A 23,185-nucleotide genomic window follows, 5' to 3' on the forward strand; every position below is an offset into this window, starting at 1 on the left:
AAGGAGCGATGCAGAGTGGTTCGGATAAAGGGATTGAATATAGGAAGCGGTAGACCAAAGATTTGTGCGCCTCTTATCGGAGCCGTCCGAGAGGAAGTATTACGTGAAGCAGTTCTTGCACGTGAAGCAGGGGCCGACTTAGTAGAATGGCGAGTCGATCATTATCGTAAGGTTTTTTCTTTTGATGAAGTTGCAGAAACATTGGTTCTTATCCATGAGATGCTTGATGGACTGCCGTTATTATTTACGTTTCGTACCTTAGCTGAAGGCGGAGAACAAGACATTTCGATCCGTCAGTATCGCGACCTCTATGAACATGTGATACACACAGGATTAGTAGATATGGTCGATATCGAGTTGTTCAAAGTAGAAAGTCTAGGAAAAGGACTGATAGAGGAAATCAAGTCTTTAAATATTCCTTTAATTATCAGTAGTCATGATTTTAAAGAAACACCAACTGACCCTGTCTTGCTTTACCGACTGAATGTCATGGAACATTTTGGCGCTGATATCGGAAAGTTGGCAGTGACTCCCAATAATGAACGAGATGTTTTGCGGTTGATGGAGTTGACTAGACGGGCAAATGCTTTTGTCTCCATGCCTATCATTACGATGTCTATGGGCGATCTGGGAAAAATTTCTCGTCTGGCTGGCGGAACGACAGGATCCGTCATGACGTTTGGTTCCTTAAGCAATGCTTCTGCTCCAGGACAATTACCGGTCAAAGCATTGAAGCAAATTATCCAATTATTAAATGAACCGTTGTAGAACAAGTTTGAGGTGATATTTTTTGGCAAAGAAAAAAATAGTAAAAACGAATGCGATCCGTATGGTCGAACAAAAAAAGATTCCCTATACAGAACACGAATATGAATGGGACGAAAACCACCTAAGTGCGTCCTCTGTCGCAGAACAGCTCCCAGAGAGCCAATCTCGTATATTTAAAACACTGGTTGCTGTGGGCAATGTGACGGGGCCTCTTGTTGCTGTGATACCAGGAGAAGCCGAATTGAATCTAAAAAAATTAGCAAAAGTTTCAGGGAATAAAAAAGTAGAAATGCTTCATTTGAAAGATTTGGAAGCAACGACCGGATACATACGTGGTGGCTGCTCGCCTATAGGAATGAAAAAACTGTTTCCTACTTATTTAGATCAAATCGCAGAAAACTATGATCAAATCATTGTATCAGCTGGCAGAAGAGGGCTACAGATGGAATTAGCTCCTCAAGATATCTGTGCATTAACGAGCGGACAATTTGCAGATATAAAACAATAAATCATACGTATAAAAGAAAGAAGGAGGCCAGGATGTTGTTTGCCCAGTCTCCTTCTTTCTTTTTTATACATTATGCTCTTTGTCCAGCATTCCTTCCTGCTACATGTCCTGTAGCGAAAGCCGCTGTGATATTAAAGCCACCAGTATAACCATTGACATCCAGTAATTCTCCGGCAAAATACAGACCATCAATGATTTTACTCTCCAACGTTTTAGGATGAATTTCCTTTAGAGAAACCCCTCCGCCAGTTACAAATGATTTCTCAATAGGAAAAGTCTTGTTGATTGATAGCTTAAACTCTTTGCATAATTGAACGAAATCTTGAATTTGTTTTTGAGAGGCTTGTTGTCCTGTTAGGCTATCCATTTCAAGCCGCTCAAGAAAGAAAACCAACAATCGCTCAGGTAATAGACCATGCCAAGCATTTACTAAGTTCTTTTTGGTGGCTTTACTTTTTTCTGTCAATAAATGAATAAGCTCTTGTTTGGTTTGTGTAGGAAAACAATCCAGAGAAAGTGTCACTGGTTCTCCCGTTTTCTCTAATTCTTTATTGACGAAACTTGAACAACGCAGTGCAGCCGGACCAGAAATACCGAAATGGGTGAAAAGTAAATCCATCGTATGTTCAGTCAATACACGGCCTTTTTTATTTAGAACACGTAAAGTGATGTCCTGTAAAGAAAGCCCTTGAAGTGTTTTCTCCTGAATATACGGTTCATCCGATATCAAGGGGGACTCTGTCGCATACAGAGGCGTCACCGTGTGACCCACTCGCTTCACGATCTTGTACCCATCTCCAGTAGAACCAGTAGAGGGATAAGTCCGCCCACCAGTTGTTAAGATAACGGCAGGAGCATGGAACTCTTCGAATTCCGTGCGTATACCGTAAATTTTATGTTCTTTGTGGATCAATTTCTCTACTCGAGTAGAGAATAGGATCGTCACATCTAGTTCTTTCAGACGATTAAGTAATGCTTCGATAATCGTTTTTGATTTATTTGTCACAGGAAACATCCGTCCATGATCCTCTTCTTTTAAATGTACGCCTTGTGATTCAAAGAAGTTCATGATATCGAAATTATTCCATTGCGCAAATGTACTATATAAAAAATTTCCATTTCCAGGAATATGTGCGATTAAATCATCAACAGGACGATTATTCGTGACGTTGCACCGACCACCACCTGTCATCAGTAGTTTTTTTCCTGCTTTTTTGTTTTTTTCGATCAAAAGTACGCGTGCGCCTTGTTCAGCTGCACTGATCGCTGCCATCATCCCGCTTGTTCCAGCGCCGACTACGATCACATCATACAGTTTTTCCATTCCCTCACCTCAAGGAAAGTGTAGCATATTTGAAGAAAGAAAACAGAAAAAAATGTTTTGAGCCAAAAGAGAAAATGAGCTAAAATGAGGGAAGATAAGCAAAGGAGCGTGGAACGATGACAAACGCAACAGAATATGTTCAAGCAATTCAAGAAAAGCTACATCAAAAGGATCAAGGACAAGAAGAATTTTTGCAAGCAATCGATGAATTCATGCCCACAGTGATGTCTTTTTTGGACACTCATCCCGAATATATCGAAAAGAATATTTTAGAACTTTTAACAGAACCAGAAAGAATTATTCAATTTCGAGTACCTTGGCAAGATGATAAAGGAAACTGGCGAGTAAATAGAGGCTACCGTATCCAATACAATTCAGCTATCGGCCCTTATAAAGGTGGATTACGCTTTCATCCCAGTGTCAACCTAAGTATCTTGAAATTTTTGGCTTTTGAACAGATTTTCAAGAATAGTTTAACTGGTCTGCCAATCGGCGGAGGAAAAGGTGGGAGTGATTTCGATCCTAAAGGGAAATCTGATAATGAAATCATGCGTTTTTGTCAAAGTTTCATGTTGGAATTGTCAAAACATATTGGGCCATCAATTGATGTTCCTGCAGGAGATATCGGTGTAGGAGCTAGAGAGATCGGTTATTTGTTTGGCGAATATAAACGATTGAAAAAATATGATACTGGTGTGTTGACAGGTAAACCTCTGGATTTTTGGGGAAGTAAGATACGTACAGAAGCGACTGGATATGGATTGGTCTATTATGTCAAACATCTATTGAACGAAGAAAAAGATTCATTTGATCAAAAAACAGTTTTTGTTTCCGGAAGCGGGAATGTAGCCATTTATGCAATCGAAAAAGTGCAAGAACTTGGTGGAAAAGTGTTTACATGTTCAGATTCTAGCGGGTACATCTATGATCCAGAAGGAATAGACGTGTCACTATTGAAAGAAATCAAAGAAATCAAGCGCCAACGTTTAACAGAATACGCGAACCAACGTCCTTCTGCTGTTTATCATGCTGGGGAATCTGTTTGGACATTGAAAGAAAAGGCGGATATCGCTTTGCCATGTGCCACTCAAAACGAAATAGACGAAAGCTTGGCTGAAATCTTAGTAGAAAATGGGATCAAAATCGTAGCAGAGGGCGCTAATATGCCATGTACAGTAAAAGCTGTTTCTGTTCTTCATGAAGCAGATGTGTGGTATTGTCCAGGAAAAGCTGCTAATGCTGGAGGAGTGGCAGTATCTGCTTTAGAAATGAGTCAGAACGCCCAACGATTGACTTGGGAAAGAGAACAAGTGGATGAGCAACTGGATCAAATCATGGAAAAGATTTACCATACGTGTCGCCAAACAGCTGCTGAGTATGGTGACGAAAAAAATCTGCTTCTTGGAGCAAATGTTGCTGGATTTGAAAAAGTTGCCAAAGCAATGGCAGCAGAAGGTTTAGTTTAAAAAATGAAACTTTCTTGGAAATATTGTCAGCATTTTGTTTATTTGCTTGAAAAATAATAAAAAAAAACGTAAAGTATTACCTGTAGAGTAAACCTATAAGGAGGAGAACAAATGGCACACATTCATTTTGACTATTCAAAAGTAGCACCGTTTGTCAATGAACATGAGTTAGGGTACATGCAAAGCCAAGTAACAGCAGCCCACAACGAATTACGGGAAGGAACTGGCGCAGGAAGCGACTTCCGCGGTTGGATCGATTTACCAACGAACTATGACAAAGAAGAATTTGCACGTATCAAAGAAGCAGCTAAAAAAATCCAATCTGATTCTGAAGTATTAGTTGTTATCGGTATCGGTGGTTCTTATTTAGGCGCTCGTGCAGCAATCGACTTCTTGAATCACACATTCTTCAATCTATTAGATAGCGACACACGCAAAGCACCACAAATCTTCTTTGCCGGAAATTCAATCAGCTCAACATATATCGCTGATTTGATCGAAGTAATCGGTGATCGCGACTTTTCAGTAAACGTTATTTCAAAATCTGGAACAACTACTGAACCAGCGATTGCTTTCCGTGTATTCAAAGAGCTTCTTGTTAAGAAATACGGACAAGAAGAAGCAAACAAACGTATCTACGCTACAACAGATAAAGCAAAAGGTGCAGTTAAAGTAGAAGCAGATGCAGAACGTTGGGAAACTTTCGTGATTCCTGATGATATCGGCGGACGTTTCTCTGTATTGACTGCTGTTGGTTTGTTACCAATCGCTGTTAGTGGAGCAGATATCGACGCATTGATGCAAGGAGCTGCTGATGCAAGCAAAGCTTATTCAAGCGACAAACTAGAAGAAAACGAAGCTTACCAATACGCAGCAATGCGCAACATTCTTTACCGTAAAGGCAAAGTAACTGAGTTATTGATCAATTATGAACCAGGAATGCAATACTTCTCAGAATGGTGGAAGCAATTGTATGGCGAATCTGAAGGAAAAGACCAAAAAGGCATCTATCCTTCAAGCGCAAACTTCTCAACTGATTTGCACTCTTTAGGACAATTCATCCAAGAAGGACGCCGCAACATTTTTGAAACAGTTGTGAAAGTTGAAAAACCTCGTAAATCAATCACGATTCCTGAACAAGCAGAAGACTTAGACGGTCTAGGCTACTTGCAAGGAAAAGAAGTGGACTTCGTAAATACAAAAGCATTTGAAGGAACATTGCTTGCTCATACAGACGGTGACGTACCTAACTTGCTAGTCAAAATTCCAGAAATGGATGCTTACACATTGGGTTACACAATGTACTTCTTTGAAATTGCTGTAGGTATTTCAGGTTACTTGAATGGCATCAACCCATTCGACCAACCAGGTGTAGAAGCTTACAAGAAAAACATGTTCGCACTTCTAGGCAAACCAGGCTTTGAAGACCTTGCTAAAGAATTGAACGAACGCCTGTAAGATAAGGGTTTTTCGCTAGATTTAAATAATCAGTGATAGAAACATGTTCGCTTCTAAATAAAATTAGTGATAGTTTTAGTGATAGTGAACTTAAAAAAAGCACTCAATTTGAGTGCTTTTTTATTTGCTCTTCTATATAGTTTTCTAGTTGATTCATTGATTTTTTTTTCACTTCGGGAGAAATATGGGCATAGACTTGTGTAGTAGAAACATCTTTATGACCTAAAAAATCTTTGATATCTTCTAAAGGTATTCCTGCTTGTCTCGTTCTAGCTGCAAAAGTATGTCTACCATCATGCACAGTTATGTGGGGGAGACTGGCACGTTTTTCAATTCTATGAGAAGCACCGTTAACGGTTCGATCTCTTATTGGAATACCTTTATTTTTACCGTAAGTATTTATAAAAATAAATGCTTCGTGGTCATCTGTTTCAGGTAAAAAACCAAATTCTTTTATTACTTGATTTCTTAAAGTCAATAAGGCTTTCTTTACTCGTTTTGTCATAGGCAATGATCGTGTACCAGATGGGGTTTTTGTGTCATCTGTAATAATCAAACCCTTGTTAGGTCCTTTTTCAGCAGCCCCAAGTCGTTCACGATTAATATTAAGTGTATTCTGAGAAAAATCAATATCAGCCCATTGAAGCCCTAAAGCTTCTGATTTTCGCAATCCTTGATCAAATATAATAAGAAAAAAGGGATACCATATAAATGATTTTTCTTTTTTGGCAAATTCGAGAAATAGTTCAGATTGATCAAAAGTATAATATTTAACTTTCTTTTTATCAGATGGATTTCTTGGAAACTCAACAAAACTAGTAGGGTTATTCTTTATATATCCTAACTGAATAGCTTTGTTGAAAGCATTGCTAAGAGTGGCGTTAATACTTTTGGCTGTTGTTACTGAGAGACCTTCCTTAGTTCTCCCCAAACCCTTTTTAGTAAGTAACTGATTGATGAATCTTTGATGATCAGCTCTAGTATATTTATCTAGTTTATATTTTCCAATATATGGATTGATGTACATTTTTATATTTGCTCTGTGAACAATTCTTGTTCCTTCTTTAACATTCATTTTATAGTTATTAATCCAATCGTCCATAAACTTTTCTATAGTCAAATTTTTAGGGTTTTTTTGTGTATATTCTTCCGAAGCTATTTCGCCTTCGACAATTTTTGCGAATCTTTCTGCTTCTTCATGACTTTTAAACCCTTTTTTATGAATCTTTTTCTGTAGCTTAGTACCAGGATCAATTCCATTTGATATATAGACTTCATAACGATATTCTTTTGATTTTTTTAAATAGTACTTTTTAATGGAAGCCATTAAAACCAATCCTTTCGTATTTCATTCCTAATAATAAGAATATTTTAGGGGAGGTATGTTATTTGAACGAATATTTAGAAAATCGTCGTATTAGCAGAGTTTTTATACGAACTTATGTTCTTTTGCGTTTAAAAAGAAAAGCCCGAAGGCCAGTCTTTATTGTAAATTTAAGTTAATATCATATGTGTGATACGAGTTTTCATCATCATAATTATCAGTTTCATAGCTAGAATCAATCTTCAATCGAAGAGATTTGATTGAAGATGCAACAGGAAGTTTTGATAAAGGATAGATGCCCCAACCATCTTTTTTTGTTCCTTTCATGAAGTCACCATCCCATGAATCATAATTAAAGACTCCGCCATCATCAACTTGCTCACCATAGTCAGTTACAATTGTGGCTTGATTAGGGTATATAGATACATCTTGTTGTGTATTATCTATGTTGTAATGCACGGCTACAAAACCATTGTATTGATTATCTGAATAGTCTTTGATATCAGTAGTTTTCACAACTGAGACCCGATCGATATTTAGGTTAACACCCGCCCAAGAATTATCATTAAAATTGGTTGAATAATCTTGTTTACCTTGTACTTCTATGGATTCTCCATCAGGTACATTATCAGCTATTTTTCCGAAATCTGAATCATTTGATAGAAGATTAGTCTTTTTTTCCACAGAGCTACTGAATTCAAGAGAAACCATTGTAGAGCTCGCAGTGGTTGTTTCTTTAGGCGTATCAGAATTTGAATTACTATTTCCACATGCTCCTAGTACAATACTAGAGAACAGAATTAATCCTAACCCAACTATTTTTTTCATTTCTTCCTCCATAACAATAAAAATATATTTACTCCCACTTAAAGGCAGGTAGTGATAGTCGCCAATTAAATTAAAAATCTATATGAATTTTTAGGAAGTCCATACAAATTTGTTAAATCTTCAATTTTTCTAGGGTATTGATCATTATCTTCTTTATAAAGAGAAATAATAAGATTGGCGGCAAAGCAATTCGCTTCGCTTTCTGATTTGCTTCTGGAGGATCGAGTAGAGACATAATAACTAGATAAACCTTGATGAAAAATTGCGTGACCTAGTTCGTGAGCACAAATATAGAACCGTTCTTCAGAATACTTTAGTTCGTGATTTAGAAGAATAACCGAACGCCCTAACAGTTCTTGAAATTGTCCCTTTGGATTATTCAAAAAAGGAACATACCTAATCTGAATATCCATTTTTTCGCAAATAGTAAAGGGATTAGCTGAATTATATTTTTGCTTCAGTTTGCCAACTAGACTAATTACGTCCATCTCCATAGAAAATCACTTCTCTTTACTTTTGTCTTCTTTTCTAAATTCCCAAAATAGACCTGTCAAAACATCTTTTACCCGTTGTTTCTCTTCATCTGTTAATGTTTCACCACCATAAGCCATGTTAACGTTGGAATCGAGCATTTTATCTAATTCAATTAAATCATTTTCATCGGCCCATTTTGGCGTTTTATTTCTTCCTAATAAATAATCAGTAGTAACATCAAAAATATTAGCTAAAGATTGAAGAATAGAAAAGTCAGGCTCTCTCTTTCCACTTTCATAGGCTGTATAAGCAGGGCGAGTAATTCCTAACTTATCAGCAACTTCTTGTTGCGTCATTTTCTTTGAAAGCCTCAATTCTTTGATTTTTTCTGGAAACATTTCGACACCCACTTTCTATATAAATGGTAACACGCTGTTACGTATAAATGAATCTAAAAACAAGTAACCTTTTGTTACTTTTTGCATTGGCAAGTAACTATGTGTTACTTATAATGTATTTGTAACGAAATGACACTTAAATAGGAGGCATATGATGAGGAAATGGCTAATTGAAAAAAGAGAGCAACAAAATCTAACTCAAGAAAAAGTAGCTAAAAGATCAGGAATTCAGCGTTCTTATTATAGTATGATTGAGAGTGGCAAGAGAAGTCCTAGTCCATTTGTAGCTATGAAAATTGCCACTGTTTTATCCTTTGATTGGACTATTTTTTTTAATCAACAAAGTAACAAAGTGACACATGGAGAGGTGATCAAATGAAAAAGAACGATAAGGATTTTCTTGAAGGTAAATTTTGTACGATTGTTTTGCCAATATTACTTTCTATTATTGTTTCAATTGTCTACAAATTATTAGTTAACTAAGAAAGGAGTGCTTTACATGTCACGACAAGAAAAAATAAACATCGTACTTGATGCAAGGCCGAGACTAGTTCACATCATCAAATGTGCCACAGATGATCAACTTGGGGAATATGTCGGAAAAGTGTTAGATGATATGGTTATGACTGTCCCGTTTACTGATGTCCCACTATTAGAAGGAATTCGTTCAGATGGGGAGCCTTTAACAATTAATGATCAATTATTTGATCCGCAAGAAAACCGATGGATTGTTTTGACGAATGTATTGGATCACAATAAGCTAAATAATCTTGAAGCAGTGTACGAGGCACTGGAAAACGAGAACGGCAATCTAAAACAGCTCAATGCCAAACTCATGCTAAACGATGTAGCAATTAAACAGGAAAATACAGCATTGAAAGAAAAAGCTGATAGTTTAGCACAGATCAATTCAAAGACAATGCTTGCTTCACTTCAAAATAGCAAAGACATTGAAGAAATTAAAGAGCAATTAAATCCAGAAGGAGGCGAGTAGTATGTTTAGTTTTAGCGATGTGAAAATGATGTTTGACTGGGGCTGTTTTACTGACGATCAAGTTCTACAGTTCGTTCCGCTATGCATTACAGACGAAGAAGCAGAAAAAATTATTAACAATGAAGAGAGTGCATCTTAATTGATGTGCTTTTAGTTTTGATACAAGGAGTTGCAATATGATTAATTTAGGGGAATGGGGAGCGATAGCAGGATCAATAACCGCTATCGTTTCTTTGATTTTATTAGTAATTAGACCGATTGTTGCATCATTTACAAAAATTACGAAAACACTATCACAAGTGAGTTACAACTTGGAACTATTAACAAAAGAATTAGAATCGAGCAAATCAGATCGATTGATGATTCATGAAGAACTAAAGAAACACGATGAAAGATTAGATACACATGCAGAAAAATTGGTAGAACACACACAACAAATTAAAACTTTATTTAGGGAAACATCTCGATAAAAATAGAAAGAAGATGAATAAAGATGATCTTACCTGATAAATATTATCAAATCATTAAGTGGGCGGTACTTACGGTACTTCCGGCTACATCTGTATTAGTTGCAACACTAGGCAAAGCATATGGATGGAATGGAACAGATATGACAGTTCTGACTATCAATGCAGTAGCGACGTTTTTAGGTGTTATCACTGGTGTGTCTGCATATAACTTAAAAAAATAGGAGGAAAAAAATGAAGAAAATCATTTTATCATTGAGCCTACTAATGGCTCTTTTTTTATTACCTTCGAATGCTTTTGCCTACACTATTAACAATGAATTTAATTTAGGTGTAAATGAAGGTAGCTCTCAAGTAGCGAATAATCAGTATATTTTACTTCATGAAACGGCTAACGAAACAGCAACAGGACGCAATGAAGCACAGTATATGCAACGTTCATGGACTAGTGCTTATACTGCTTACATTGTGGGAGACGGCGGAATTGTTTACCAAGTTGGACAACTTGGTTATGTGCAGTATGGCGCTGGTTCATATGCTAATGCAAATAGTCCTGTGCAAATCGAGTTACAACACACACATGATAAAGAAACTTTTGAAAAGAACTATAAAGTATACGTTGAATTGGCAAGAGATTCAGCAATGAAATATGGTATTCCATTAACATTAGACACTCCTTATAACCAACCAGGAATAAAATCGCATTTATGGGTAACACAAAATATTTGGGGCGATCATACAGATCCTTACGGTTATCTTTCTGAAATGGGTGTAAGTAAAGAAAAACTAGCCTATGATTTGGCTCATGGTTTTACGGATGATAATCCAACTACTTCGGAGGATAAACCAGTCATTGATCCAACTAGAGCAGGTGCTGCAAATCCTACGCTGACAGATGGAACAAATTACGCCCACATTGATCAGTTCGGAGAAATCGAAAACGCAAACTTGCATGTAGCTGGATGGCACATTGCTAATTATAAATACGAGTATATTTTCATTATGGACTACAATACTGGAAAAGAACTAGCTAGAGTAAGAGCTGATGGGATTTATAGACCAGACGTAAATCAAGCTTATAATACTTTAGGAAATGTTGGCTATCATGTATCTTTCAATATGCGTGATTTCCCTAATAAGAAAGTATACGTCATGATGCGTGCGACAAACGATCCAGAAGGAAATACTAAGGGTGGAGCACAAGATTTTCATGACAAGCGTTGGTATCTAAATATTCCACAACGATAAAAAATTCCCCCCTCTTTGAGGGGCGGTACATAAAAATTTATTATTTAGATTCTATAAACATGTGCAACTTATCTAACAACAAAGTATATATTCTACAGAAGTAAACAAATAGCTTATATTTTAGGATGTACACAAATTGACAAGTATAATAAAACTTTGATAAAATACAAATGTTTTTTATTTTTATGTGTGATTAGTTAGAACTTACTTAAATCCTATTATAATATTTTTGTTAATGATTTTAATAAAATGATTGGAGAGAAAATGATGGATCAAAAAGCGTTTATCGAATCTATTGATTCTACAATCGATAGATTAAAAAAAGAAATTCGATTTTATAATAGAGTAATTGGTATCGGAAATATTATAAAAATAGTCTTATCAGCTAGTATCCCAATATTAATTGATCAGGCTTCCGAACACAGGTCTTTACTATTGATTGTTTCAATTGCTTCAGCAATAATTACAATTATACAAAGTGGGATGTCTGCATTTAATTATCAAGATAAAGTACAGACTTCGACAGAGTTATTAATGAAAATTGAAAAAGAAAAGTTGTTATATATAACGAAAACATCCCCATATAATAAAACAGATGAAGAAAATTTCCATTTAATCGTTACAACCCTTCAAACTGAATTAATTGATATTATCTCTGATTTTAATCAAGTTAATAACTAAAAATTTATTTAATTAGAAAGTAGTGCAGATAATACTAATTGTACAATTAAGAAAAGAGATAAGACTTTACATTCCTAAAAAAATGTAAAGTCTTATCTCTTTTCTTAATGCTATAAATTCATAATAACATTATGGACAATAAATTTAAAATTTATTCAGACTGTAGACAAACTCCTAAATTTAGAGTGTTGTTTGCAGTCTGACGACTCAAAAATGAATCGTATAAATCAATTATAGTAATAAGTCATTGATTTCTTTAAATTCTTTATCAAGTTCTTTTTCATCATATTTTTCATATTTATCAGCTTCATGAAGAACTTTTTTAATTTCATGAATAGCCTTTCGTTCAACTAACCATTTTTTTAGGTTATGTTTTTTTTCTGGATTTTCAGATAACGTATCAAGTTCGTCTAACTCTTTATCCAGTTTATTGACAACAGAAACAATTTTGTTTACAACTTTTTCTTCTTTGTTTTCTAAATTTGACATTTATCTTCACGTCCTTTTTATTTGATAATTTAAGTATAGAACTTTGATATAGTTTATACAAATAGAAACGCTTCTTCGTGTATTCTGTGATTTTCTTTTGAAATGAGGAAAACTTTGGAGTAAAATGAACGTGGACAGAACAATATTTAGGAGGAATAAACTATGTGTACGTCTATTACTTATGTAACAAGTGATCATTATTTTGGAAGGAATTTTGATTATGAAATATCTTACAATGAAGTAGTCACTGTTACTCCAAGAAATTATAAGTTGAATTTTCGAAAGGTAAATGATTTGGATACTCATTATGCAATGATTGGTATTGCCGCTGGTATAGCTGACTACCCTCTTTATTACGATGCGACAAATGAAAAAGGATTGAGTATGGCTGGGCTAAATTTTTCTGGGTATGCTGATTATAAAGAAATACAAGAAGGGAAAGACAATGTATCTCCTTTTGAATTTATTCCTTGGATTTTAGGACAATGCTCAACAGTAGGAGAAGCTAAAAAATTGTTAAAAAATATCAATTTAGCAAATATAAATTATAGTGATGAACTTCCTTTATCCCCTTTACATTGGCTATTAGCTGATAAAGAAAAATCAATTGTCATTGAAAGTATGAAAGATGGACTTCATATATATGATAACCCTGTGGGCGTTCTTACCAATAATCCTTCATTTGACTATCAATTATTTAATTTAAACAATTATCGTGTCTTATCGAGTGAAACTCCTAAAAATAATTTTTCAAATCAAATAAGTTTGAATGCCTATAGCCGCGGTATGGGAGGGATAGGCTTGCCTGGAGATTTATCCTCAGTATCTCGTTTTGTTAAAGCGACTTTTACGAAGCTGAATTCTGTATCTGGAGATTCAGAGTCAGAAAGTATTAGTCAATTTTTCCATATCTTAGGTTCAGTAGAACAACAAAAAGGTTTGTGTGATGTTGGTGATGGAAAATATGAATATACAATTTATTCTTCTTGTTGCAATGTTGACAAAGGAATCTATTATTATCGAACATATGAAGACAGTCAAATTACTGCAATTGATATGAATAAAGAAGACTTAGATAGTCATAAGTTAATTAGTTATCCAATTATAGAAAAACAACAAATTAAATATATAAATTAGTTAATGTGTTGTGATTGATTATTTAATATAGATATAATACAAAAAGGCAAAGATATTTTCAAAACATTTTTTCTTGATGTGATATCCTTGTCTTTTTTGTAATGTTTTTAACTTATTGCTTTTGCAAAATTTATTTACCTGTTTTCTGGATCAACGATAGTGTATATTATGCTATCCTTGTTTGGATTTTAGGACGTTTAAAGAGGCACTTTTTTACATAACTTAATCCATAGACATAGACCTTTTAAGCATGCTGTGAGATAATAATAAAGAAGAGTTTAAAGCGCACCCCAAACCACTTCCCCATAAGTGTATTACGCTTTAAACTCTTTTATATTTGAATTCACTAAGAAGCATACCATATATTTGAATTTACTAAGAAGCATACCATATATTTGAATTCACTAAGAAGCATACCATATTTTTGAAAAAAAGTGAGAAAAAAGGCTTATAATTAGGATTTAGAGTAATTAATTAGATGTTTATTTTATAGGACTGATACTATAGATTACAAATAGTATCGTATTTCGCAATCTTAAATTATCTTCTTACTATAAATAAGATAATAAAATTTGTATTTGTCCTTTTTAGGTAACTTATTTTAATCTATATACCTTTCTGGATCAACGAAAGTATACTTTATATAGTCATAACGCCGATGATCGCTCCGTGCGTCTGGCACGTCAGTCACGATATCAAACAAAAAATATACATCTTTCTTCATTCTAGTTTTCGCAGCAGGAATTTTAAAGTAGTTCTTATTAGAATAGTAGAGATTGATTAATAAGCTATCTTCGATTGCTAAAAAGAAAACTTCTGAATCCCATACTTTGTGAAAGTCTTTAATGAATTTGTTCGAAGGATCAAATTTAAACCATAATTGTGTTTTTCCTTCCATTAACATATAAAGTTCACCTCAAAAAGAGTATACGAACAAACGTTCTTATTGTAAACCCTAAAATAGATTTTCCTGAATATGTATTGACAATATCTAAACGATAATATGCATTTCTTCTTATAAAAAGACCCTAGCAATTAAATTTGGTTGAGGTCTTCTTTCGTTCTTCTATTAATTTTTCTAACTCCTGTTTCAATATACATATAAAAAAGTAAAAATAATAGAAAAACTAGTGATAGCTTTGGTGATAGTGATATTAAAAATCAGAAAAGATAGAAAAAACAAGAGATAGATAAAATGCTGATATTTCGGCGTTTTCTAACGGTATAAAAGAGAAAAAAAGTAATAAATGTATACATGATACAAGAAAAACATGTTCGCACTTCTAGGCAAACCAGGCTTTGAAGACCTTGCCAAAGAATTGAACGAACGCCTGTAAGATAAGGGTTTTTCACTAGATTTAAATAATTAGTGATAGAAACATGCTGACTTTAAAATGAAAGCTGGTACCCATTTAGGTACTTAACACATATCGGCACCATTTATTCGGAAAAAGGGGGCTGTGACAAGAATTTTGTCCCAGCCTCTTGTTTGTATGGGAATCGATTCATTGCCTTGTTCTTTAGTTAAGGACTTGAAGAACAGGAAAGTGACTTCGAAAACCAATTCTATTTTTTTCTAAAATCAGTAAGTAAAAAAGCACTCACTTCGAGTGCTTTTTTGCGATATTTTCTTAGTGTTAAGATAGCCCTAATTTGTCTTTTACAGATGAAGGTACTTTATCGCTAGTGATTACTTTTTTCTCTATAATTCGCTTTTCGCTTGCTTTCAACTGCAAGATTGTTCCTTCGGGATAAGCAGAACCATTAGCAGAGTCGCCAGAAGTAATGACATCAAAATCCAATTGTCTTTTTTCACCGTTTTCAGCGTACGCATCTACGTTATATTTAAACCCTTTTCCAATTACTTCTCCATTATCTGCTTTAATATCAGTTTCTGCAGGCATCGGTGCTTTGATTACTGCATAATAATCTTTTCCTACATAAGTAGACTGATAGTAGTCCCAGCCTTTCCAACCTATAAAAGCAATCAATACGATAACGATTAACCCTAAAATTTTTTTCATGAAAATTCTCCTTTTTTATTTTTATTCTATAGAATATTATACAAATCATAACAAAATATCATCATCGAAACAGCTAACAAAATTGTCATAAAAAGCGACGATAATTGATATTAAAACTATATTTTTGTTTAGGTCAAGAACAAATGACAGATATAATGACCAAATGTATGTAAAAAATATAAAAAGACGTCTGTCGCGGATCACCGTTACAAACGTCTTCTATTGATTTTCCGAGATCTCATCAGTCGCCATTTGGAATGGGTCACTCCCTATCTAGATTCATTTAATGCTCGGACTGCTTGTTCAATTGTAATACCAAACGCAACGTTATTTTCGTTTTGTGCATCAATCGCCATAAAACGGTTAGAAGTTGTATCAAAGGCTACGCGGTATTGCATATTTTTTTTTGTAAACGTCATAAAATTCATCTCCTTTGTAATGTAATTCAGTTCTTGAAAGTTTCCTTTAAACTTTCGAACCTATAACAAGTTTAGCATCGTCCGTTTTTTCATGCAATTAAAAAGCATTTATCACTTTTCTTATTTATTTTTTCTTAAATCAATCAGCCGTTTTCTTTCAAGCCAATAAGTAGCCCAACCATCAACGTTACAAAGACTATTGCTTGGATATAAATCATATACTCACCCCTTGTAAATAATTTAGCAGGATAATGAAAAGAACACACGAACAACATAGGAATATAAACAAACGTTTTTGTCACAACATCTAGAATTATGATAAGAAAATAGTTATCTAAAAAGTAAAAAATAAATCAAATAAAAATAAAAAAATGAAATAAAACGTTTTCAATTGAAGGGAGATTTGTTATTATAAAATAAAGAAAAACAAAGAAAAGAGGGAATGAAATGGTAAAAGCAGAAGTAGGAAGATCTTATATATGCAAACCGATTGGCGTATCTCACGAACTAATTGGCTGTATTGAACGTACATATAACAACACGGCTGTCGTGTATGTTGAAAGTTATGACCAACGAGACTATCCAATCATTTATGAAAGCAAGTACCGCATGCTCGTAAAATTCTGTGATATTAGTACACCTGCTGAATTGGTTTCTTAAACAGTATTTTTGAGAATTCGCAAGAACTCCCTTATAATATAAATAAAGACAGAAGGGAGCGAGAAGATATGCCTAAAAGAAAAAGTTCAGGGAAAATGGGAATTATTCTTGCAGTGATCTCTGCAATTCCTGCTATTTTAGCTATTGTTCGTGCGATGAAGGAATCAAGAGATAATTAAGGACACGTTATGAATGTCAAACAAAAAACGCATATACCTGCGGTAACAGGTTATGCGTTTTTTGTTGTATAAAAACTTATTTCATTAACGATTTTTGATTAGCCAACACCCAAAACAAAATTTAGTAGCTTGTCTGAATAAGTGATTTCTTCATCTGTTTGTTTCACACTTTCATTTAGTAGTCCCATCTCATCGGTTATGATACCATCCACACCATAAAACATCATGCGACTCATAGAATCTGAATCGTTGATCGTCCATACATATACTTTTTTTCCATCTTGATGGGCAGAATTAATGAAGTTACGATTGATCGTACTATACTCCATTGTCAAAAAATCAGCAGGCGTTACGGGAGGCCCAACGATATTGAAAGGCAAGATATAGCCCACATAAAAGTTTGGTTCTGCTTCTTTTAAATCAGAAACAGTTTGGTACGTCAAACTTTGCAAAATATGATGATTCTCTAAAATCGCTTTGCGGTATTTCTGAACAAATCGTTCGACCAGGTCATCTGAATCTTTTTTAGAGGTCTTAATCTCAATAAGTAATTTTTGGTTCAATTCATGCGCTTTTTCTAAATAAGAATCAAAAGAACACACAGGGGCTTGGAACCCATTTTCAGTAACCGTAAGATTTGTCAATTCTTTCAACGTCAAATCCTGTGGTGTTCGATTTACCCCAGTTAAGTGACGAAGATTTGCATCATGCATCACTACGAAACGGCCATCTTTTGTTTCCTGCACATCCATCTCTATATAATCAGGATGATAGTCTCTGCTTGTTTTTTCAAGTGCTTCTAAAGTATTTTGCGCCCCATTTTGCGTACTTACACCTCTGTGAGATACAGTCACTGGTTTTGTCTGAACTGCCGAAGTCAGATAATCCATATTGTAAAGACAAACGCCAATACCGAAAAAAACTGCAAAAAGGGTCAAACCAGTGTTTTTCAGCGCAGATAAATGCACGTTGGACGTTTGAGGCGTAAACCACTTGGGAATCTCTGGTAAGAAACCTTCGTCATCCATGAAATCAACGATGATATAAAAAATTCCTACAGTAGACATCACGATATTGAATAATAAAATTCCTTGTAAAAGCGTCATCGCAAATACAGCGCTGATCAATGCGTAATTCGGGAAAAATTCTTCAACAACACTTTGTGCCAAAATAACAACGATATATCCCAAAGAAGAAAGAAGTAAAATCGTACCGCCAATCACGATAAATTGCCCCGTGATAGCAAAAAGACGTGATTTGGTCAGCAACCAGCTTTCTCGAATGGATGCTCGAAAAGGTCGATCTCGTAAAATCATTTCAGGTAAAGCGAAAATCAGCCGAATCCCAATATAGCCAAGAAAAATGTAAACGAGTAAAAAGGAACTGACGACGATCCAACGGTTAGCAAAAATAAAATCCATGATAAAAGCAGGGATTTTTATTTTTGACAGTAGATCAGAATTGAAACTTAACCCGCTGATCGGTAGAATCAATAAAAAATAAGCAAGAAAAAACAGAAAAGTAATAGGTCTCACTTTCTTCAGTTGAAGTATCGTCAAGTGCAAGAGCTGCTTTAAAGAAACGGGTTCTTTCTTTTTAATAAAGAAGACACTCATCAAAAGAAATGCAAATTCGAAATAAACCAATAGTAAAATCGTTAATAAAACGGCGATTAACGACAGCAGAACTCCAGGATGCTGAGAGAAAATCAAAGGAATATTGTCATAAGACAAATAGTCAATTGCTCCTCGGTGCAAAATAAAACGAGTCGTACTGCTCAATAAGGGTAAACAAATAAATAAAATAAAGCCATGCATCAGCAAGACATCACGGAAATAAGCTTGTGTTCCTTTCAAAAAATCCCACGCGTTGCCTAAGCTACGTTTCAAATAATTCATCCTATCACCTACTTTCACATTGTAGCGCAAATCCAATGAAAAAGGAAAGGGTGCAATGTATTTTGCAGATCCTTTCCCAGAATTAACATTGGTAATCAATCAATAACTGATTTTGCAAAATAAATATTAACCAAGAAGACCACTTAGATATTGTCCTCCATAAATCAAAGCCATACTGTATAAGAAAATCGATAGTGGTTTAGCTATCAAAATAATCAGTGTATATCGTTTCATTGAAATGTTTGTCAATCCAGCCATCAAACATAACGCATCGTCCGGAGCAACAGGAAGAAAAATAGCTAGAGCAAACAGCTTCTCAAAGCGGTTTTGATTGTCTAACCAGCCAATATATTTGTTATAGGTCTTATCGCTGATCATGGAAAGAATGAATGGTTTTCCGTAACGTCGTCCTAGAAGAAAGATAATAATCGAACCAATACAGATTCCAACATAATTGTAAATAAAGCCAGCATAAGGACCAAATATCAGAACACCCGCTGCAGTGCTGATTCCTCCAGGAATGATTGGAATAACCACTTGCAAGATTTGGATGAAGATAAAAATGACCGGACCTAAAATGATCGAATCACCTACTAATCCTCTTAAAGCATTCAAATCTTTGAAAACACCTAAATTAATAAAATAAATCGTCAGCGCGATCGATAGACCTAATCCAATAATGGAAATGAAGTTTATCAGTTTTCGAGAGGCAGCAATATTCATTATTCATCAACTCCTTAGAGGTTCTTTAGTATCTATACTTTACTAGAAAAGCAACTGTCTGCGCCACTTTTTAAGATGACAGAAAACAAACAATTTTGTAAGTTCATCATACGTTCATTGTAAGTATAAAAGAATAATCTCAAAAAAACATCCAACTAAAGACTTATTTAATATCTTGTTTTTTCAAAAATAGAAAAAAGATAGAAAACGTTAACAATTATGCTTGGAAAGCATACTGATGGAGTAAACTAAGCATTGGACAGGTTAAAAAATAGGGCTTAAAATAAAATGCGAAGAAACAATAGATAATGATGTTATTTAAGAACAGTGTTTGAATCACCTAGCAATCACGAACGGAGGAAGTAAAAAAATGGCAGAAAAACAAACCGCAGGAAGAGATCAATTGGGGGAGTTTGCACCAAAATTTGCAGAATTGAATGACGATGTTTTATTTGGAGAAGTATGGTCAAGAGAAGAATTATCTCCTCATCAGCGTAGTATCATCACCCTATCTGCTTTGATCTCAGAAGGGAATTTTGAACAATTGCCGGCTCATCTGAAAATTGGCAAGCAAAATGGCATTACTAGTGAAGAAATAGCAGAAATCATTACCCATTTAGCTTTTTATGTAGGGTGGCCAAAAGCTTGGTCGGCTTTTAGTTTAGCAAAAGAAATCTATCTAGAAGAAAATAGTGAAGATAAGAAAGAGGCATAAATGATGACAAAACACGAAGAAATACAAAAAGGCGTGATTTTTCCAGCAGGTGAAAAAAACGAAGCTTACGCTCAAGTATTTACCGGGCAAAGCTATCTGAATATGTTAGTAAACGATCCCGAAATTTCTGTTGGTGTAGGTAATGTAACTTTTGAACCAGGCTGTCGCAATCACTGGCATGTCCATACAGACGGTTATCAAATCTTACTTGTGACCGGAGGAGAAGGCTGGTATCAGGAAGAAGGAAAGCCAGCAAGACGATTAATGGCTGGAGATGTCGCCGTAACGCACAAAGGGATCAAACATTGGCATGGTGCGACAAAAGACAGTTGGTTTGAACATTTGGCGATCACTGCTGGTAATTCAGAGTTTTTAGAACCTGTAACAGATGAATTATACGAAGGATTGGAAAATCAATAATATCAAGCTTAGAACAGCTCCTAAAAGTAGATTTTTAATCGAACTTTCAGGAGCTGTTTTAGGTGGATGAAGCTGTTTTGTAAAATAGGCTAATAATAAGGGCGAGGAGAAGCACGCCGAAAAATTTTGATATTGATAATCGGCTGGGCATACATGATTTCCACATCGTCAATCAAACTACCTAGCAGATGATAATCTTCCCGATCATGTCGAGGATTACCTAATAGCTCCTGATAGTAGATTTCCATGCTAGGGTCTCGAGGATTGTTCAGCAAATCAGCAAGTACATCTAGATCTTCTGGCTGAGATTCTGTTGTGCCCTGTATTTCTATGAAAAGTCCCTCCTCAGCAAATTCTACGCCAATACGTATTTCAGTTATTTCGTGGGAATATAGATAAGTAAGAAGCTCATCGATGATTCTTTTTGATAATTCTTTTTCCAAGTGTCTTTTTTCCTTTCTGACAGCAGTAAAGTTATCTAGTATCGGTACAAGGATACCTGCAACGAATCCAGTTGAAAAACCACTGTTATATAAATTGAGTCCTCCGTGCAAAGTGCTGACGTTATGGACAAGAGCAATATGTAACATACCAGCTATTACACCGTAAAAACTGCCGTAAAAACCGCTTATGGGCGCGAGGCCTGTTCCAAACACAGCGGCAACGAGCATGCCGGTGCTGGTGATCTCATGAAACGTCCCAAACAAAGAAGCAAGAAAAATTCCGACTAGTATCGGAAAACTGTTTTTTAAATGACAACCAAAAGCACTGAAACCAACCGCAGATAAAATAGCACCGATGACAGGACCATTTAACTTACCACCAACTAGCAAAACATAAGAAGAAAGCATTAGACCAACTAGCCCCATGTTGATCAAAGTAGCACCGATACCAGAATTAGCAATGAAATCAGTTGTCAGTTTACCAGATGAATCGAAAATCTCTCGAATACCCGAAAGTCGAAAGGAATTATAATAGAAACCAAAACCGACTGTCAGCAAAAAAAAGCCGAAAATGATCCAGACGAGAGGGGAATGGTATTCATTGGAAACCAATGTATTCTCGACGATTGAGTAGCTGAACAATCGCAAAACAGCAGTAAAAGCCATGGCAATCAAGCCTGAGGTAAATCCAATATTATAAAGCGTGAACCCGCGATGGAAAACTAAAGTTTGAGCAGCTAACGGCGGAAGAAGACCAATTGCTATACCAGCCAAATTTCCCAGTAGAATTCCTACTAGCAAAGGAAAGCGCATACCAAAAGTAATGTAACTAACGACCGGCGACAATGCGCTGCCGAACAGTCCTATCATAATATACTGAGAAAAAGGTTTATTGACAAATACAGCATACAGGTATACACCTAAAATGATCGAGATTGAATTATAAAGGTTTTTGCCAAAAAAAGAAAAACCGGTAACTGTTAAAATCGAAGCGAATAAGGGGCCATTTAAAATCACCTTTTGCCGGTAAGCCACAAGCACAGAAAGTAAGGTCAAGATCCCAACGTTTATAAATGCGCTTCCAAAACCACCCAAAGCAAAATAATCTGTCAGAAGATTGCTTGGCGAGGTAAGAATAGTCAGTAGTCCACTCCAATTAGCGGCAGGTGTACCAGAAACTAAGCCAATAAAAAGAAAAAAAGCACCTGTAAAACTAAGATAAAAATATTTTCTTTTCTGTGAAACGATTCTTTTTTGAGGATGAATATAAATAACGTCAGTTTCGTTTTCCATTACACACCTTCTTTTTCGTTTTCTTTAACTATAACTTGAAATGAAAGATTTGGTCAACTATCATTTAGGTTAAAACTAAAAATGTAAGGGAACCCAGTGAATTTAACCAAATTTTTTTAATTTTGCAAAAAAAGTTAAAGAAGACTGAGAAAAAAATTTAAAATATAACGTTTTGAGTAAAATGTTTGCAAAAAATACTAAAAATAGGGTACAATAAAACAACATATACTGCAGTAAAGAAGTGGGGGAGTTTTAATGAGAAGAAAAGTCTATACCAAGGATCAAATTCTAAAAGCTGCTTATGATGTTGTTGCAAAGGAAGGGTTTAAAGGATTTACTGCGAGAAACATTGCGAAAAAGATGGGGATTTCGACTCAGCCAATTTATCTGGAATTCAAAAACATGGAAGATTTGAAAAATACGTTATTGGATTCGATCTTTGAACAACTAAAAGAAGATGTTTTCCCTATTGAGCGTACGGGTGATAAAATCATTGATCTCGGTTTGAACTATATCTACTTTGCAAAGAAACATCATAGTCTTTACATGGCATTGTACATTGATGAACATGGGGACGGAAAGAAAATGTATGATTTTTCTTACAACTATTTCCGTGAAATAGTCAAAGAAGATGAAAGATACAATCAATTATCGGATGATTATATCGATGCCTTGCATACTGGTACATGGGTAGCGGTGACTGGCTTAGCATCATTGATGTCATCAAACATCATGCATCCAACAGAAGAACAAATCATCGCACTGATCAAACGGACAATTGACTCGATTTTAGCACTAGATAATCCTGAAACAATCAGATAGTGTTCTATCATGATGAATTTGATCG

Annotated in this window: 28 protein-coding genes and 1 pseudogene; 16 read left to right on the forward strand and 13 right to left on the reverse strand. The window is 35.1% G+C overall.

The genetic code is table 11. The annotated features are described in order from the left end of the window. The first annotated feature begins 15 nt into the window (after positions 1–15). The gene (gene aroD, locus AC1F25_RS02380) at positions 16–768 is read left to right on the forward strand and encodes a type I 3-dehydroquinate dehydratase (protein WP_002313585.1); all 753 of its coding nucleotides are present in this window, start codon (positions 16–18) and stop codon (positions 766–768) included. Between the two features lie 22 nt (positions 769–790). Further along, complete coding sequence (gene ybaK, locus AC1F25_RS02385) at positions 791–1,276, forward strand: Cys-tRNA(Pro) deacylase (RefSeq protein WP_002290411.1); 486 nt, start codon at positions 791–793, stop codon at positions 1,274–1,276. 70 nt (positions 1,277–1,346) lie between these two features. On the opposite strand, the gene AC1F25_RS02390 is transcribed toward ybaK, so the two are convergent. Next, the gene (locus AC1F25_RS02390; protein WP_002308827.1) at positions 1,347–2,600 is read right to left on the reverse strand and encodes a BaiN/RdsA family NAD(P)/FAD-dependent oxidoreductase; all 1,254 of its coding nucleotides are present in this window, start codon (positions 2,598–2,600) and stop codon (positions 1,347–1,349) included. A 116-nt stretch (positions 2,601–2,716) separates the two neighbouring features. Between AC1F25_RS02390 and gdhA the strand changes: the two genes are divergently transcribed. Both gdhA and AC1F25_RS02400 read left to right on the forward strand, forming a co-directional pair. Continuing rightward, on the forward strand, positions 2,717–4,066 hold the full coding sequence (gene gdhA / locus AC1F25_RS02395; RefSeq protein WP_252705798.1) for an NADP-specific glutamate dehydrogenase: 1,350 nt from the start codon (positions 2,717–2,719) through the stop codon (positions 4,064–4,066). 111 nt (positions 4,067–4,177) lie between these two features. Further along, complete coding sequence (locus tag AC1F25_RS02400; protein WP_479994213.1) at positions 4,178–5,524, forward strand: glucose-6-phosphate isomerase; 1,347 nt, start codon at positions 4,178–4,180, stop codon at positions 5,522–5,524. A gap of 103 nt (positions 5,525–5,627) precedes the next feature. Here the strand turns inward: AC1F25_RS02400 and AC1F25_RS02405 are convergent, their stop codons facing one another. The 4 genes from AC1F25_RS02405 to AC1F25_RS02420 form a co-directional block, all read right to left on the reverse strand. Continuing rightward, the gene (locus AC1F25_RS02405) at positions 5,628–6,851 is read right to left on the reverse strand and encodes a tyrosine-type recombinase/integrase (protein WP_479994214.1); all 1,224 of its coding nucleotides are present in this window, start codon (positions 6,849–6,851) and stop codon (positions 5,628–5,630) included. 156 nt (positions 6,852–7,007) lie between these two features. Continuing rightward, positions 7,008–7,676: a hypothetical protein gene (locus tag AC1F25_RS02410; protein WP_002320149.1), complete on the reverse strand. Its 669-nt coding sequence runs from the start codon at positions 7,674–7,676 to the stop codon at positions 7,008–7,010. Positions 7,677–7,741: 65 nt separating this feature from the next. Then, entirely contained in the window at positions 7,742–8,170 is a 429-nt protein-coding gene (locus tag AC1F25_RS02415; protein ID WP_002320148.1) for an ImmA/IrrE family metallo-endopeptidase, read from the reverse strand. A 6-nt stretch (positions 8,171–8,176) separates the two neighbouring features. After that, on the reverse strand, positions 8,177–8,548 hold the full coding sequence (locus tag AC1F25_RS02420) for a helix-turn-helix domain-containing protein (protein ID WP_002320147.1): 372 nt from the start codon (positions 8,546–8,548) through the stop codon (positions 8,177–8,179). Between the two features lie 154 nt (positions 8,549–8,702). Here AC1F25_RS02420 and AC1F25_RS02425 point away from each other — a divergent pair, with 154 nt between their 5' ends. The 7 genes from AC1F25_RS02425 to AC1F25_RS02455 all read left to right on the forward strand — a co-directional run bounded on the left by AC1F25_RS02425 (position 8,703) and on the right by AC1F25_RS02455 (position 11,938). Continuing rightward, the gene (locus AC1F25_RS02425; RefSeq protein ID WP_002320146.1) at positions 8,703–8,927 is read left to right on the forward strand and encodes a helix-turn-helix domain-containing protein; all 225 of its coding nucleotides are present in this window, start codon (positions 8,703–8,705) and stop codon (positions 8,925–8,927) included. A 237-nt stretch (positions 8,928–9,164) separates the two neighbouring features. Continuing rightward, a complete protein-coding gene (locus tag AC1F25_RS02430) occupies positions 9,165–9,542 on the forward strand; it encodes a hypothetical protein (RefSeq protein WP_479994336.1) in 378 nt (125 codons plus the stop codon). Position 9,543: 1 nt separating this feature from the next. Then, a complete protein-coding gene (locus tag AC1F25_RS02435; protein ID WP_002314480.1) occupies positions 9,544–9,681 on the forward strand; it encodes an XkdX family protein in 138 nt (45 codons plus the stop codon). 37 nt (positions 9,682–9,718) lie between these two features. After that, positions 9,719–10,012 (forward strand): hypothetical protein, encoded by a 294-nt coding sequence (locus AC1F25_RS02440; RefSeq protein WP_252706243.1) that lies wholly within the window; start codon positions 9,719–9,721, stop codon positions 10,010–10,012. A 23-nt stretch (positions 10,013–10,035) separates the two neighbouring features. After that, the gene (locus tag AC1F25_RS02445; RefSeq protein WP_002314481.1) at positions 10,036–10,233 is read left to right on the forward strand and encodes a phage holin; all 198 of its coding nucleotides are present in this window, start codon (positions 10,036–10,038) and stop codon (positions 10,231–10,233) included. A gap of 10 nt (positions 10,234–10,243) precedes the next feature. Beyond that, positions 10,244–11,257, forward strand: coding sequence for a peptidoglycan recognition protein family protein (locus AC1F25_RS02450; protein ID WP_479994215.1), 1,014 nt, complete (start codon positions 10,244–10,246; stop codon positions 11,255–11,257). A 249-nt stretch (positions 11,258–11,506) separates the two neighbouring features. Continuing rightward, complete coding sequence (locus AC1F25_RS02455) at positions 11,507–11,938, forward strand: DUF4231 domain-containing protein (RefSeq protein ID WP_002308843.1); 432 nt, start codon at positions 11,507–11,509, stop codon at positions 11,936–11,938. A gap of 231 nt (positions 11,939–12,169) precedes the next feature. Here AC1F25_RS02455 and AC1F25_RS02460 read toward each other — a convergent pair whose 3' ends face one another. Beyond that, on the reverse strand, positions 12,170–12,427 hold the full coding sequence (locus tag AC1F25_RS02460) for a hypothetical protein (protein ID WP_002295273.1): 258 nt from the start codon (positions 12,425–12,427) through the stop codon (positions 12,170–12,172). A 162-nt stretch (positions 12,428–12,589) separates the two neighbouring features. Between AC1F25_RS02460 and bsh the strand changes: the two genes are divergently transcribed. Beyond that, complete coding sequence (bsh, locus tag AC1F25_RS02465; RefSeq protein ID WP_002287105.1) at positions 12,590–13,564, forward strand: choloylglycine hydrolase; 975 nt, start codon at positions 12,590–12,592, stop codon at positions 13,562–13,564. A 601-nt stretch (positions 13,565–14,165) separates the two neighbouring features. On the opposite strand, the gene AC1F25_RS02470 is transcribed toward bsh, so the two are convergent. The 3 genes from AC1F25_RS02470 to AC1F25_RS02480 form a co-directional block, all read right to left on the reverse strand. Beyond that, positions 14,166–14,468: a DUF5960 family protein gene (locus tag AC1F25_RS02470; RefSeq protein WP_002308844.1), complete on the reverse strand. Its 303-nt coding sequence runs from the start codon at positions 14,466–14,468 to the stop codon at positions 14,166–14,168. 733 nt (positions 14,469–15,201) lie between these two features. After that, entirely contained in the window at positions 15,202–15,588 is a 387-nt protein-coding gene (locus AC1F25_RS02475; RefSeq protein WP_002308846.1) for a YxeA family protein, read from the reverse strand. Positions 15,589–15,857: 269 nt separating this feature from the next. After that, complete coding sequence (locus AC1F25_RS02480; protein WP_002320735.1) at positions 15,858–16,007, reverse strand: hypothetical protein; 150 nt, start codon at positions 16,005–16,007, stop codon at positions 15,858–15,860. A 447-nt stretch (positions 16,008–16,454) separates the two neighbouring features. Here AC1F25_RS02480 and AC1F25_RS02485 point away from each other — a divergent pair, with 447 nt between their 5' ends. After that, positions 16,455–16,667: a hypothetical protein gene (locus AC1F25_RS02485; protein ID WP_002308849.1), complete on the forward strand. Its 213-nt coding sequence runs from the start codon at positions 16,455–16,457 to the stop codon at positions 16,665–16,667. A 277-nt stretch (positions 16,668–16,944) separates the two neighbouring features. Here AC1F25_RS02485 and AC1F25_RS02490 read toward each other — a convergent pair whose 3' ends face one another. Continuing rightward, positions 16,945–18,744: a glycerophosphoryl diester phosphodiesterase membrane domain-containing protein gene (locus AC1F25_RS02490; RefSeq protein ID WP_252705898.1), complete on the reverse strand. Its 1,800-nt coding sequence runs from the start codon at positions 18,742–18,744 to the stop codon at positions 16,945–16,947. A gap of 126 nt (positions 18,745–18,870) precedes the next feature. Continuing rightward, a complete protein-coding gene (locus tag AC1F25_RS02495) occupies positions 18,871–19,467 on the reverse strand; it encodes a TVP38/TMEM64 family protein (RefSeq protein ID WP_002308851.1) in 597 nt (198 codons plus the stop codon). Between the two features lie 370 nt (positions 19,468–19,837). Between AC1F25_RS02495 and AC1F25_RS02500 the strand changes: the two genes are divergently transcribed. Beyond that, positions 19,838–20,182 (forward strand): carboxymuconolactone decarboxylase family protein, encoded by a 345-nt coding sequence (locus AC1F25_RS02500; protein ID WP_002308852.1) that lies wholly within the window; start codon positions 19,838–19,840, stop codon positions 20,180–20,182. Continuing rightward, positions 20,183–20,602 (forward strand): cupin domain-containing protein, encoded by a 420-nt coding sequence (locus AC1F25_RS02505; RefSeq protein ID WP_479994216.1) that lies wholly within the window; start codon positions 20,183–20,185, stop codon positions 20,600–20,602. An 89-nt stretch (positions 20,603–20,691) separates the two neighbouring features. On the opposite strand, the gene AC1F25_RS02510 is transcribed toward AC1F25_RS02505, so the two are convergent. Beyond that, positions 20,692–21,045: a hypothetical protein gene (locus AC1F25_RS02510; protein ID WP_002308854.1), complete on the reverse strand. Its 354-nt coding sequence runs from the start codon at positions 21,043–21,045 to the stop codon at positions 20,692–20,694. Continuing rightward, positions 21,011–22,338, reverse strand: a pseudogene (locus AC1F25_RS02515) (DUF1576 domain-containing protein). Before AC1F25_RS02515 ends, AC1F25_RS02510 begins: the two are co-directional and overlap by 35 nt. A 255-nt stretch (positions 22,339–22,593) precedes the next feature. Between AC1F25_RS02515 and AC1F25_RS02520 the strand changes: the two are divergent. Continuing rightward, positions 22,594–23,160, forward strand: coding sequence for a TetR/AcrR family transcriptional regulator (locus AC1F25_RS02520; RefSeq protein ID WP_252705896.1), 567 nt, complete (start codon positions 22,594–22,596; stop codon positions 23,158–23,160). Positions 23,161–23,185 lie beyond the last annotated feature (25 nt).

This window comes from Enterococcus sp. M-BR2 (assembly GCF_056612775.1).